An 11,985-nucleotide genomic window follows, 5' to 3' on the forward strand; every position below is an offset into this window, starting at 1 on the left:
CCTGACACTCCGCGACCCGCTGAGGAGCCCAGCACCGGCCGATCGCGCCTTCGGCCCGTGGGGTGCTTCAACCGGCCCTCGCTTGATCTCTAGCATGGGGCTAACTAGAGTACGAGTATGGCCAACCCTCGGATGACCCTTCCCACCCAGCGGGTGCTGCGGGCACTGCTCGACGACAGCGCAGTGGAGCTGTACGGAATGCAGATCGCCGAGACCGCCGGACTGCCCACCGGCACTGTGCATCCGATCCTGGCTCGTTTGGAGAGCGTGGGGTGGCTGGAGTCCCGGTGGGAGGACATCGACCCCCGTACCGAGGGCCGGCCGGCGAGACGCTTCTACCGGGTCACCCGAGCCGGTGCGGAGCAGGCGCGAGACGCCCTCGCGCGGGCCTACCGTCCGACTCGACTCGGTGCGTTCCCGCTCCGGCCCCTGAGGGAGGAGCACTGATGCGCAAACCGCCGTGGTGGGCCAGCAAGGGGGCAGCCCTCGCCGCGCGCGGACTTCCCGCGGGGCCGATCCGCGAACGCTACGAACAGGAGTTCCTGGCAGAGCTGTATGCGATGACCCGGTGGCAGGCGGCGAGGTATGTCTTCGGGGTCGTCGCGAGCGCCCCGCGGCTTCGTAGGGTGCTCGCGTGCGACATCGACCGGTCCGAGCAGATCACCGCACGCCCAGCCACCTGCCGACTCAACCTCCACCACGACTGGCACATGTTCCACACCGAAGACGGCGGGCGCTACAAGGCGTGCCTCCGCTGTCACAAGGAGCACCCTGAATGGCGCTACTACCTGTGGCGGTACCCCGGCGACAACATCAGAAGGTCGTTCGGCGCATAGGTCGCCACCGAACTCACGGCGCCGGTATCACCACTCCCGGGGCGGACAGGTGTGCAGAAGTCCGCAGGATCGGGCGTCCGCAGACTTCCGCTACTCCGAAGCTAATGCCTGCGGCGTTCGTCGCGCAGGCGCTCGGATCTCTCCTCGCATGGCTTCTGGTCAACGACGAGTCGCCCGAAGGCGGCGCTTGGTCGAACACCGACTTCGGACAGTGGTTAGCGGTGAGCCTGCTGTGCACGACGCTCGTCGGCGGCGTCTCCGGCGTGGCTTCGCGCCGGTGGGTGGTAGCCGTGGCCGTCGCCGCCGGATGAACCCTTGCCGTGGTCTGCGGATGTGCTCTGTTCGTCGGTTACGCGGTGCTCAACTCGGCCTAGCGGGTCTCCTGAGCAGTGCTCGCTCATCGTGACGATCGGGGCGCCCCGCAGGCGGCGGAAAGAAGATCTCGGAGCACGCGGATCGCGGCGGATCAACGCGTTTCCCGAGGAGCCGTGACGAAGGTCTGCATCATCGGAGCATCGGGCAAGCTGGGGCGCTACATGGTCCAGCACTGCTTGGACCGCGGCTACGACGTCGTCGGGGTCTGTCGCGAGAAGAGCGTCGACAAGCTCGCACGGTTCGAGGGCCTGATCACGGTGGTCCCGGGCATGACCGACGACCGCGCGGTCGTCGAGCGTGCCGTCGTCGACTGCGACGCCGTCCTCACCGTGCTGGTGCCGTGGGGAATGCACCACCTACGCGTCGGGCACCGCCCAGGCTGTCCTGGATCTGTCGCCACTCGACGCCCGGCTCGTCTTCTCCTGCGGTTGGCACATCACCCGGGACGGCAAGGACGTCTACTCGCGCCGCTTCAAGGTCTTCGTCGCCGTCGCGACCTGGCTCGCCCGGCTGACCCGAATGGTCGATATCGACGACCAAGTGGAGGCGACCAACCGCATCTTCGCGAGCGACCGACGCTGGACCGTGGTCCGGGGGAGCGACCTGGAGGAGGGCGAGAGCCAGGGTCTCCCGGTCTGGAGCCGCCATGTCGGCGACCCCGTGCTCGCCAGCAACCTGACCCGCCGCGTCGACTATGCGCTGTTCATGGTGCACGCCATCGACGACGAGTCGCTTGTGCGGGAGGCGCCGGCCATCGTCGGCCGCCTGACGCCATCGGCCCTGGCACACGCGTCGAGCGTGGGCAGCTAGGTCCGGCGCAGCGGCGGAATGGCACGCCCGCGCAGGGCGCGCGTCATCCGACCCGCTCGAACAGGGAGACGATGATTCCCTCCGGACCCCGCACGTAGGCCATCCGCACACTGTTCTCGTACTCGCCGATGCCGCCAACGAGCCCGTACCCGTCCGCAGCCACCGCATCCACCGCCGCCTCAAGGTCGGCGACCTCGAAGGACACGTTGCGCAGGCCGAGCTCGTTGGCCATCGCTCCGGGTGATCCGGGGACGTGGTCGGGCGTGACGAAGCTCGCGAGCTCCAAGCGGGCCCCTCCGTCGGGCGGCCGCAGCATCGCGATCTCACAACGCGCACCCGGGAGGCCGCACACGGTCTCCACGAACTCGCCCTCCACGTATCCGGTGCCCTCGACCTCGAGACCCAGGCCGACGAAGAACGCCGTCGCGGAGTCGAGGTCCCCGACGGTGATGCCGATGTGGTCGAAACGTTGTACGTGTGACATGTGCTCTTCCCTCCAGCGGGTGGTTTGCCGATTCGATGCTCGGACGGAGCCAGGGCCGGGATCTCGACATGGCCTTGCCGCATGCTGCGGTCACCGCGCATCGCGCCGCCGAGGACAGGCGTCGCAAGATCGTCACCGTCACCCTGGTCGGGCGGAAGCGGACGCGCTCCCTGGGCCACCCGTGATCGGCTTCTGCGAGTAGGTGCGCAGCACCAGGGCAGTCGTGACGGGACCGAAGCGCGCGATGGAGTCGACGACTTCTTCGAGCCGTGCTGCGTCGGAGCAGTGGGTGTCGAAGATCAGGCAGTCCTCGCCGGTGACCCTGAGCGTGGATACGACTTCCTTCGTCTGGGCCGCCAGTTCCAGTGCGGGCGTCAGCTGGGCGTGGGTCGTGCGCAGTCGGATGACGGCGTGGATGTTGAGCCCCAGTGCCGAAGGGTCCACGACCGCACGGTAGCCGGTGATGACGCCTGCCTTCTCGAGGCGCTGGATCCGGGCGCTTGCGGCGGGCTGGGAGAGTCCCACCCTGCGTCCCACCTCGGCCCCCGTCAGTCGCCCTTCGTGTTGAAGAAGTTCGAGGATGTTCCGGTCGATCCGATCGAGTGCTTCCATCGACTTCTCTCCCACTTTCCTTGAGATCACTTGCTGCGCCCGTCCGCGGCATGGGATTCCATCACACTTCGACCTACCTGCCCGGCGTGATCGTCCGGGCCACAAGTGATCTGGATGGTGGAGCATGGTGTCCTACGTCGTCATCCCGGGAATCGACGGGTCAGATGAGCAGCACTGGCAGACGCTGTGGGAGAACGGCTGGGGCGCTCTCGGCGTGCGGATCGCGCCGCGATCCTGGTCCGAACCTGACCTGGCGGACTGGATCGACTCCGTGCAGACCGCGTTCGACGTTGCCTCCGCGCGGGACCGCGACGTGGTGCTGGTGGCCCACAGCCTGGGCTGTTGGGCCGGGGCGGCCTGGTTGCGCCGCAATCCGGGCGCGCAGGTCAAGGGCGCGTTCCTGGTGGCCCCGCCCGACCCGCGAGGCGGCGCCTTTCCGCGCACTGCTGCGCCCACCTTCCTGGGCGTCGAACCCGGCACGCTGAGTTGCCCGAGCATCGTCGTGGCCAGCGCGGACGATCCCTACTGCGATCTCGACGCCGCGGAACACCTGGCCGGCCGTTGGGGATCGGAGTGGCACATGGTGGGCGAGGTCGGACATGTCAACTCAGCAAGCGGGCTGGGCCCCTGGCGCCACGGTCAGGGCCTGCTCGAGACACTGGCCACTGTCTGACCGCGGCTCCGCGCCGGACGTCGTGGTCCCGAGCGCGCGTGGGACACGTAGCCGGCGGTCACGGCTGGATGACGTACTTGCCGCGCACGCCTCCCTTGGCCACGGTGTGGAAGGCGTCGGTCCGCGAGGTCGGCTCAGTGGCGTGCGGTCAGGACGACCGGAGCGCCCTCGGTGATCGCGATGGTGTGCTCGACGTGCGCGCCGCGGGAGCCATCAGCACTGCGGATCGTCCAGCCGTCGGGGTCGAAGACGATCTCGTCGGTGGTGTGCAGGAACCACGGCTCGATCGCGATCACCAGGCCGGGCCGCAGCTTGAGGCCGCGGCCGGGACGCCCGTCGTTGGGGACATGCGGCTCGCCGTGCATCGTGCGGCCCACGCCGTGGCCGCCGAACTGGAGGTTCACCTTGAGGCCCTCGCCGTGCGCGACCGAGCCGATGGCGAAGGAGATGTCGCCCAGCCGGTTGCCGGCCCGGGCCGCGTCGATGCCGGCGTCCAGCGCGCGCTGGGCGACGTCGATCAGCCGCTGGTCCCGCTCGTTCGGCGTACCGACGATCACCGACAGCGCGGAGTCCGCAACCCACCCGTCCACGGACGCGGCGAAGTCCACCGACAGCAGGTCGCCGTCCTGCAGCACGTAGTCGTGGGGGAGCCCGTGCAGCACGGCATCGTTCACCGACGTGCAGAGCACCTTGCCGAACGGGCTCGCGCCGAACGACGGGTGGTAGTCGATGTAGCAGGACTCGGCGCCCGCGTCCTTGATCATCCGGTGTGCCAGCTCGTCCAGCTCGAGCAGGTTGACCCCGACGTCGGCCTTCTCGGCGAGGGCCTTGATCACCGAGGCGACGAAGCGTCCGGCGGGACGCATCTGCTCGATCTGGGTCGGGGTGCGGAGCTCGATCACAGGGCAAGCGTACGGCGCCGTCATCGACCCTCGTGAGCCGGCGGCCGCCCCTAGCTGGTCGGCTTCTCCGCGCCGACCACCCACATGGCGAAGAACTGCGACCCGCCGCCGTACGCGTGACCGAGCGCCCGCCGCGCGCCGTCGACCTGGTGCTCGCCGGCCGCCCCGCGCACCTGGAGCGCGGCCTCGCCGAAGCGGAGCATGCCGGAGGCGCCGATCGGGTTCGATGACAGCACTCCGCCCGAGCAGTTCACCGGGATCCGGCCGTCCATCGCCGTCTCGCCCGCCTCGGTCAGCTTCCAGCCGTCGCCCTCGGCGGCGAAGCCGAGGTTCTCCAGCCACATCGGCTCGAACCACGAGAACGGCACGTAGATCTCCGCGGCGTCGATCTCGTCGATCGGGCTGGTGATCCCGGCCTGCTTCCACAGCGCTGCCGCCGCCTCGCGGCCCGCCTGAGGGTTCACCTGGTCGCGCTCGGCGGCCGTGGTGGGCTCCGAGCGCATGACCGTGCCGTGGATCCACGCCGGGTTCGGCGACGACTTCGCGACATCCTCGTCCACGATCACCAGGGCGCAGGCGCCGTCCGAGGACGGACAGGTCTCCTCGTAGCGGATCGGGTCCCACAGCATCTGGGAGGCGAGAACCATCTCGACGGTCTTCTCCTCGCGCAGGTGCGCGTAGGGGTTCTTCAGCGCGTTGGTGCGGTCCTTCGCGGCGACGATGGCGCCCACGTGCGTGGGCGCCCCCGATCGGCGGATGTAGGAGCGCACGTGCGGCGCGAAGTAGCCGCCGGCGCCGGCGTGCACCGGCATCACGAACGGCACAGGCACCGACAGGGCCCACATCGCGTTGGACTCCGACTGCTTCTCGAAGGCCACCGTGAGCACCCGCTTGTGCACACCCGCCTGGACCAGGGAGGACGCGACGATCGCGGTCGAGCCGCCGACCGAGCCGGCGGTGTGCACCCGCAGCAGCGGCTTGCCTGCCGCGCCGAGCGCCTCGGCGAGGTACAGCTCGGGCATCATCACGCCCTCGAACAGGTCGGGCGCCTTGCCGACGACGATCGCGTCGATCTCCTCGAGCGTCATCCCGGCGTCCTCGAGCGCCCGGTCCATCGCCTCCCGGCACAGGCCCGCCATCGAGACGTCCTCACGTTTCGCCCGGTGGTGGGTCTGGCCCACGCCGATCACGGCGGCCGGCATCTTGCCCATCAGTTCCCCGTCCCTTCCGAGGTGGTCTCCATCACGCACACCAGGTTCTGCTGGAGCGCGGGACCGCTGGTCGCATGGCCGAGCGCCTTGTCCGCGGTGCCGTCCCAGATCCGGCGGGCCGCCTCGCCGATCCGGATCGCGCCGCCGGTGAACATCGGGTTGCCGGCCAGGGGGCCGCCGGACGGGTTGATCCGTACGCCGGCGTCGAGGCCCAGCTCGGCGCGGAGGATGAGCTCCTGGTGGCTGAACGGAGCGTGCAGCTCCGCGACGTCCACGCCGTCGACACCGCCGGCGGCCGCGACCGCGCGTGCGGCCGACTCCGAGCGGGTCAGGTCGCGCGTGCCGAAGTGCAGCCCGTCGGTGTGGTGTGCGAGGCCGGTGATCCAGGCGGGGCGCTCGCGCACCTCCCGTGCTCTGTCGCCCGCGGCGAGCACGAGCGCCGCAGCGCCGTCGGTCACCGGAGCGGCGTCGTGCTTGCGCAGCGGATCCGCGTACATCGGCCGCGCGAGGAGGTCCTCGACGCTCGACCCGCCCGCGCGCACGGCGTACTCGTTCTTCTCCGCGTCCGACAACGACCGGTTGACGACCTCCGCCATCGCGGCCTCGTCCCAGAGCCCGGCGTCGATGCCCAGTCGCGCCTGCAGCGCGGCGATCGAGACGGTGTCAGGCCACAGTGGCGTCAGCGTGTACGGGTCGAGCTGGAGGGCGAGAGTGCGCCGGAGCACGCCCGCCGACGCCTTGCCGAAGCCGAACACGAGGGCGGTGTCGACCTCGCCGGTCTGGATCTTGATCCACGCCTCGTAGAGCGCCCAGGCCGCGTCCATCTCGACGTGGGACTCGTTGACCGGGGGGAGCACGCCGATGGCGTCGATCGCGCTCACGAAGGAGAACGACCGCCCGGCGAGGTAGTCCGAGGACCCCGAGCACCAGAACCCGACGTCCTTCTTCGTCCACCCGGTCTGCTCGTAGCACTCCGCGAAGATCGGGATCAGGAGCTCGGCACAGGTGGGAGATCCGTCGAAGTCCTGCATCTGTCGCTGGGCGAACCCGACGACGGCAACATCACGCATGTCTGTGTGTCCTTCTGCTGCTTGGGCTGGGGCTCGCCACGTCAGAGGTGGTGCTTGTAGGTGTCGAAGTCCGCGTCCGGCTCGCCGGTCGGCGCGAAGTGGCTGATGTTCTCGATGGTGGTGCCCCACTCCTCGCGGGGCTTCCAGACCGCCTTCACGCGCAGCCCCATCCGGACCTCCTCGACCGGGATCTCGAGGATCAGGTGCTGCAGGGCGATGTCCGCGCCGTCGAGCAGGATGTACGCCGAGACGTACGGCGGCGTGATCTTCTGGCCGAGGAACGGGACGTTGACGATGCAGAAGGTGGTGACGGTGCCGACGTCCGGGAGCTCGATCTCCTCCACCGTCGGCACGCCGTCGACCGGGCAGGCCGGCCGCGGCGGCACGTAGACCTTCTCGCACGCCGGGCACCGCTGGCCGAGGATCCGGCCCTCCGAGAGTCCCTGGAAGAAGGCGGACTCCTCGGGGGAGGCGGCGTAGGTGTAGTCGAGGCTGACCGGCGTCACGATGCCGGTGAGCTGCTCGAGGCTGCGTGCCGGCTGCGCGGCCGCCTCGACCTCCGACGTGGGCACCCCGAGGGCATCCGGGACGAAGACCACGTCGGTGATCGCGCCGGTGCGCTCCGCCGCCCACCGGGCGCGGACCCGCATGCCGGTGCTGACCTCGGCCGCGCTGGTCACGTCGACGGCGTGCAGGATCGGTGAGGTCGCGCCGTCGAGCGTCACCAGGGCGAAGGCGAAGGGGCGGTCGAAGGGCTGGCCCGCGACCGGCTCGCTCACCCAGGTCCACGAGGTGACGGTCCCGGTCTCCGGCAGGTCGACGAAGTCGGCGGTCGCCTGATGGGTGACCGGGTCGAACTCCGGAGGCGGTACGACGACACGGCCGTCGCTCAGACGTGCGCCGATGAAGTGGCCATCGCGCAGCCCGGTGAGGAAGCGGCCCAGCACCGGGCCGACGGATCGGGTGTAGTCGAAGGCGACCGTGACCGGTGCCGACAGGGTGCGACTCATGGCGAAAGTGAAACACGTTCTAGAAATGGTTCGCAACGGGGTGCATGATTCGGACCATGAAACTGGGTCTTCAGCTGGGCTACTGGGGCGCGCAGCCTCCGCAGGGCGTCGGGGAGCTGGTCGCCGCGGCGGAGGACGCCGGCTTCGACGCGATCTTCACGGCCGAGGCATGGGGGAGCGACGCGTTCACGCCGCTCGCCTGGTGGGGCCGCGAGACCTCCCGGGTCCGTCTCGGCACTTCGATCGTGCAGATGTCCGGCCGCACCCCGACCTCGATCGCGATGCACGCGCTGACCCTCGACCATCTGACGAACGGCCGGGTGATCCTCGGCATGGGGGTGAGCGGCCCGCAGGTCGTGGAGGGCTGGTACGGCCAGCCGTTCTCCAAGCCGCTGGCCCGCACGCGCGAGGTGGTCTCGATCATCAGGAAGGTGCTCGCTCGCGAGGAGCCGGTCACCAACGACGGCCCGCACCACCCGCTGCCCTACCGGGGCCCCGGCTCGGTCGGGCTGGGCAAGTCGCTGAAGCCGATCGTGCACCCGTTCCGGTCGGACCTGCCGATCTGGCTGGGCGCCGAGGGGCCCAAGAACGTGGCCCAGACCGCGGAGATCGCCGACGGGTGGATCCCGATCTTCTACACCCCCAAGAGCGCCGGCATGTACCAGCCGTGGCTCGACGAGGGCTTCGCCAGGCCCGGCGCGCGTCGTACGCGCGAGCAGTTCGAGATCGCCGCGACCTGCCACCTGCAGGTCGTCGCGGACGCCGAGGAGAGGCAGCGGGTCGTCGACGCGATGAAGCCCTTCGTGTCCCTCTACATGGGTGGCATGGGCGCCAAGGAGCAGAACTTCCACAAGCAGGTGTTCGAGCGGATGGGCTACGGGGAGCTCGCCGACGAGGTCCAGGAGCTCTACCTGGGCGGGGAGAAGGACAAGGCCACCGCGCTGATCCCCGACGAGCTCGTCGACGACATGCACATCATCGGCACCGCCGCCGAGGTCAAGGAGCGGGTCGCGCAGTGGGAGGAGACCGGGGTGACCACGCTCCTGCTCAGCTGCCGCAGTGACGCGGAGGTCCGGCAGGTCGCCGAGCTGCTCGCCTGAGTCTGCCGAACCGGTTCCGCGCCTCGCTGCCACCGTCTACCGTTTCGACATGCGTCCTCGGCACGAGAACGTCGCGACCGTCCTGGTGGATCCGGGCGCGCTCGCGGACGTCGAGCTGGAGCTGATGGAGCTCGACCTCCGCGTCTGGCCGATCGCGACGGCCCCGATCTGCACCGACGGGCCGCGCACGGCGTTCCAGGTCCGGCGAACGATGCTGATGGCCAAGCGCGGCGCCTGGGACGTCGCCGCCGGCTGGACGCCGGTGTGGGTCAGCTTCGGCGAGAGCTGGTACGACGGCGACGAGCCGCTCCCGTGGGCGGCGCACCAGGTGCTGTGGCAGTTGCTCGAGGCCCATCACGACCAGGTCCGCTACCAGCGCCGGCTCGGCGGGGTCCGTCCACTGGCCGTCCCCGTCGAGTAGCGGGTTGCCGCAGTAGTAGAACACGTTCTATCTTCGGTACGCGCGCTCGTGTCTCGCGCGCCACGCAACCACCGAAGGACGGCGATGGACGACACCCTGCGGACCGGCATCCACAACGGGCACCTGATGGTGGCCGCCCTCAAGCGCCACCGGAACCGGCCGGTGATCCATCTCGGCGAGGTCACCCTGACCGGCGGCGAGGTCGCCGCGCGGATCAGCCAGTACGTCCAGGCGTTCGAGTCCCTGGGCGCCGGCACCGGTACGGCGGGAGCGCTGCTGGCCCTGAACCGGCCGGAGGTGCTGTTCATCCTCGGCGCCGGGCAGACCCAGGGCTACCAGCGCACCTCGCTGCACCCACTGGGCTCGGCCGACGACCACGCCTACGTCATCAACGATGCCGGGATCAGCACGCTGATCATCGACCCCTACTTCGCCGAGCGGGCCGGGGAGCTGCTCGAGAAGTGCCCGGGGCTGAAGCAGGTGCTGACGATCGGGCCGGTGCCCGAGTCGCTCGCCGAGGTCGGCACCGACATCACGGCGGTCGCGGCGACGTTCGACCCGGTCCCGCTGGCGGCGAAGGTGCTTCCGCCCGACCACATCGTGTCGCTCGTCTACACCGGCGGCACGACGGGCAAGCCCAAGGGGGTGATCGGCACGGTCCAGGCCATGAACACGATGAGCCAGATCCAGATGGCGGAGTGGGAGTGGCCAGAGCAGCCGCGGTTCCTGATGTGCACCCCGCTCTCCCACGCCGGCGCCGCGTTCTTCGTGCCGGTCGTGCTCAAGGGCGGCACCCTCTTCGTCTCTGCCCGGTTCGACCCCGCCGAGGTGCTGCAGACGATCGAGGAGCAGCGGATCACCTCGCTGATGGTCGTCCCGACGATGCTCTACGCGCTGATGGACCACCCGGACTCGCGCACCCGCGACCTCTCGTCCCTGGAGACCGTCTACTACGGCGCGTCGGCCATCAACCCGGTCCGCCTCAAGGAGGCGATCGAGCGGTTCGGGCCGATCTTCGCGCAGTACTACGGGCAGTCGGAGGCGCCCATGGTGATCAGCTACTTCCCCAAGGGCGACCACGTCGACGAGAGCGGCAAGCCGATCGAGTCGCGGCTCAGCTCCTGCGGCCGGCCCTCGGCGTACATCCGCGCCGCGCTGCTCGGTGAGGACGGCAGCCCGGTGCCGCAGGGCGAGCCGGGGGAGATCTGTGTGGCCGGCCCGCTGCTGGCCGGGGGGTACTGGCAGCTGCCGGAGGAGACCGCGGGAGCGTTCCGGGACGGCTGGCTGCACACCGGCGACGTGGCCCGGGAGGACGAGGACGGGTTCTGGTACATCGTCGACCGCACGAAGGACATGATCGTGACCGGCGGCTTCAACGTCTTCCCGCGCGAGGTCGAGGACGTGGTCGCCGAGCACCCCGCCGTCGCGCAGGTGGGCGTGATCGGCACCCCGCACGAGCGGTTCGGCGAGGCGGTCACCGCGATCGTCGTACTGCGTGAGGACGCGGCACGGGACGAGGAGTCGGTCGCTCGGATGACGACCGAGATCCAGGAGATGGTGAAGGCGCGCAAGGGCTCGGTGCACGCGCCGAAGGACGTGATCGTCGCCGACGCGCTGCCACTGACCGCGCTCGGCAAGCCGGACAAGAAGGCGCTGCGGGCGACGTACTGGGAGGGGCAGGGCCGCAGCGTCGGGTGACGCCGCGGCCCCTGGGTGGGCGAGGGGCGCTCAGACGCCTTCCTTGACCGGGTAGATCTCCTGGGCCACCAGGCCGTGCGCCTCGCGGTGCACGGTGATGGCCGTCTCGGCGTCAGGCGCGTCGACGAGGCAGAAGATCTTCCCGTCCGACTCGTCGACCCAGTACCGCAGGTACTGCACGTCGTAGCCGGCCTGGGTGGCGAGGTCCGCCTGGTGTGCCTTGACGACGTCGTCGATCCCGACGCCGCCCTCGACGGTGTGAACGTCCATGAAGAGAGCCATGGTGTGCTCCTCGGGGTGAGAGGTGGACTGAGTCCCCGACGGTACGAGCGAGCAGGCCCCTGCCGGATCGGTGGCGGATGCCCAGGTTGGCGGTGACCGGTGCCTAGGTTGCCGGGGCCAGCTCCGCGGCCCGACGTGCGGCATCGGCACGGTTGCCGACCCCCAGCTTGGCCAGCACCGAGGACACGTGGTGGTCCACCGTGCGCGGCGACAGCACCAGCCGCTCAACGATCTGAGCATTGGTGAGGCCCGCCGCGAGATGGGTCAGGACGTCCGCCTCCCGTGCCGTCAGGCCGAGGGGATGTGCCTTCGTCGTGGAACGGGGGCCGCGGGCCACCCTGCTGACGCCGGCGTCCCGCAGCAGGCGCCTCACCTTCGTCGCGGCCGGTTCGGCACCGAGCGCCAGGAGCACACCCAGTGACTCCTCGAGCAGCGCGGGGTCGGCCGAGCACGCCAGCGCCACCGCGGCCTCGTACGGGCACCCGCGCTTCCGCCACGCCG

General features: G+C 70.0%; 16 protein-coding genes. 8 read left to right on the forward strand and 8 right to left on the reverse strand.

Annotated elements, in window-relative coordinates:
* The first annotated feature begins 117 nt into the window (after nucleotides 1-117).
* The 4 genes from E7Z54_RS20115 to E7Z54_RS24110 all read left to right on the forward strand — a co-directional run bounded on the left by E7Z54_RS20115 (nucleotide 118) and on the right by E7Z54_RS24110 (nucleotide 2,119).
* Nucleotides 118-447 carry a PadR family transcriptional regulator gene (locus E7Z54_RS20115; protein WP_206056424.1) on the forward strand — a complete coding sequence of 110 codons (330 nt, stop codon included), beginning with the start codon at nucleotides 118-120 and terminating at the stop codon, nucleotides 445-447.
* Entirely contained in the window at nucleotides 447-836 is a 390-nt protein-coding gene (locus E7Z54_RS20120; protein ID WP_136436500.1) for a hypothetical protein, read from the forward strand. The genes E7Z54_RS20115 and E7Z54_RS20120 overlap by 1 nt, the downstream gene beginning before the upstream one ends.
* Before the next feature lie 104 nt (nucleotides 837-940).
* On the forward strand, nucleotides 941-1,147 hold the full coding sequence (locus tag E7Z54_RS20125) for a hypothetical protein (protein ID WP_136436501.1): 207 nt from the start codon (nucleotides 941-943) through the stop codon (nucleotides 1,145-1,147).
* A 225-nt stretch (nucleotides 1,148-1,372) separates the two neighbouring features.
* On the forward strand, nucleotides 1,373-2,119 hold the full coding sequence (locus E7Z54_RS24110) for a hypothetical protein (RefSeq protein ID WP_378527811.1): 747 nt from the start codon (nucleotides 1,373-1,375) through the stop codon (nucleotides 2,117-2,119).
* Here E7Z54_RS24110 and E7Z54_RS20135 read toward each other — a convergent pair.
* Nucleotides 2,065-2,505, reverse strand: coding sequence for a VOC family protein (locus E7Z54_RS20135; protein WP_136436502.1), 441 nt, complete (start codon nucleotides 2,503-2,505; stop codon nucleotides 2,065-2,067). The two genes, E7Z54_RS24110 and E7Z54_RS20135, sit on opposite strands and share 55 nt — an antisense overlap.
* Nucleotides 2,506-2,643: 138 nt before the next feature.
* On the reverse strand, nucleotides 2,644-3,117 hold the full coding sequence (locus E7Z54_RS20140; RefSeq protein WP_136436503.1) for an Lrp/AsnC family transcriptional regulator: 474 nt from the start codon (nucleotides 3,115-3,117) through the stop codon (nucleotides 2,644-2,646).
* 124 nt (nucleotides 3,118-3,241) lie between these two features.
* On the opposite strand from E7Z54_RS20140, the gene E7Z54_RS20145 reads away from it, so the two are divergent.
* Nucleotides 3,242-3,790 carry an RBBP9/YdeN family alpha/beta hydrolase gene (locus tag E7Z54_RS20145; protein ID WP_136436504.1) on the forward strand — a complete coding sequence of 183 codons (549 nt, stop codon included), beginning with the start codon at nucleotides 3,242-3,244 and terminating at the stop codon, nucleotides 3,788-3,790.
* A 134-nt stretch (nucleotides 3,791-3,924) separates the two neighbouring features.
* On the opposite strand, the gene map is transcribed toward E7Z54_RS20145, so the two are convergent.
* The 4 genes from map to E7Z54_RS20165 are packed head-to-tail and all read right to left on the reverse strand — an operon-like array spanning nucleotide 3,925 to nucleotide 7,983.
* Nucleotides 3,925-4,692: a type I methionyl aminopeptidase gene (map, locus tag E7Z54_RS20150; RefSeq protein ID WP_136436505.1), complete on the reverse strand. Its 768-nt coding sequence runs from the start codon at nucleotides 4,690-4,692 to the stop codon at nucleotides 3,925-3,927.
* Between the two features lie 50 nt (nucleotides 4,693-4,742).
* Nucleotides 4,743-5,903, reverse strand: a complete 1,161-nt coding sequence (locus tag E7Z54_RS20155; protein ID WP_136436506.1) for a thiolase domain-containing protein — start codon at nucleotides 5,901-5,903, stop codon at nucleotides 4,743-4,745.
* Entirely contained in the window at nucleotides 5,903-6,973 is a 1,071-nt protein-coding gene (locus E7Z54_RS20160) for a thiolase domain-containing protein (protein ID WP_136436507.1), read from the reverse strand. Before E7Z54_RS20160 ends, E7Z54_RS20155 begins: the two co-directional genes overlap by 1 nt.
* Nucleotides 6,974-7,014: 41 nt before the next feature.
* Nucleotides 7,015-7,983: a Zn-ribbon domain-containing OB-fold protein gene (locus E7Z54_RS20165; protein WP_136436508.1), complete on the reverse strand. Its 969-nt coding sequence runs from the start codon at nucleotides 7,981-7,983 to the stop codon at nucleotides 7,015-7,017.
* A 56-nt stretch (nucleotides 7,984-8,039) separates the two neighbouring features.
* On the opposite strand from E7Z54_RS20165, the gene E7Z54_RS20170 reads away from it, so the two are divergent.
* The 3 genes from E7Z54_RS20170 (at nucleotide 8,040) to fadD8 (ending at nucleotide 11,202) form a co-directional block, all read left to right on the forward strand.
* The gene (locus E7Z54_RS20170; RefSeq protein ID WP_136436509.1) at nucleotides 8,040-9,083 is read left to right on the forward strand and encodes an LLM class F420-dependent oxidoreductase; all 1,044 of its coding nucleotides are present in this window, start codon (nucleotides 8,040-8,042) and stop codon (nucleotides 9,081-9,083) included.
* A gap of 49 nt (nucleotides 9,084-9,132) precedes the next feature.
* Nucleotides 9,133-9,504 (forward strand): hypothetical protein, encoded by a 372-nt coding sequence (locus E7Z54_RS20175; protein WP_136436510.1) that lies wholly within the window; start codon nucleotides 9,133-9,135, stop codon nucleotides 9,502-9,504.
* Between the two features lie 84 nt (nucleotides 9,505-9,588).
* Complete coding sequence (gene fadD8, locus E7Z54_RS20180; protein WP_136436512.1) at nucleotides 9,589-11,202, forward strand: fatty-acid--CoA ligase FadD8; 1,614 nt, start codon at nucleotides 9,589-9,591, stop codon at nucleotides 11,200-11,202.
* A gap of 30 nt (nucleotides 11,203-11,232) precedes the next feature.
* On the opposite strand, the gene E7Z54_RS20185 is transcribed toward fadD8, so the two are convergent.
* Nucleotides 11,233-11,484, reverse strand: coding sequence for a DUF4242 domain-containing protein (locus tag E7Z54_RS20185; RefSeq protein ID WP_136436513.1), 252 nt, complete (start codon nucleotides 11,482-11,484; stop codon nucleotides 11,233-11,235).
* Nucleotides 11,485-11,587: 103 nt separating this feature from the next.
* Nucleotides 11,588-11,985, reverse strand: a 398-nt coding sequence (locus E7Z54_RS20190; protein ID WP_240769806.1) for a response regulator transcription factor, incomplete at its 5' end; no start/stop codon positions are given.

Source organism: Nocardioides sp. (assembly GCF_004803405.1).
Taxonomy (GTDB): domain Bacteria; phylum Actinomycetota; class Actinomycetes; order Propionibacteriales; family Nocardioidaceae; genus Nocardioides; species Nocardioides vastitatis.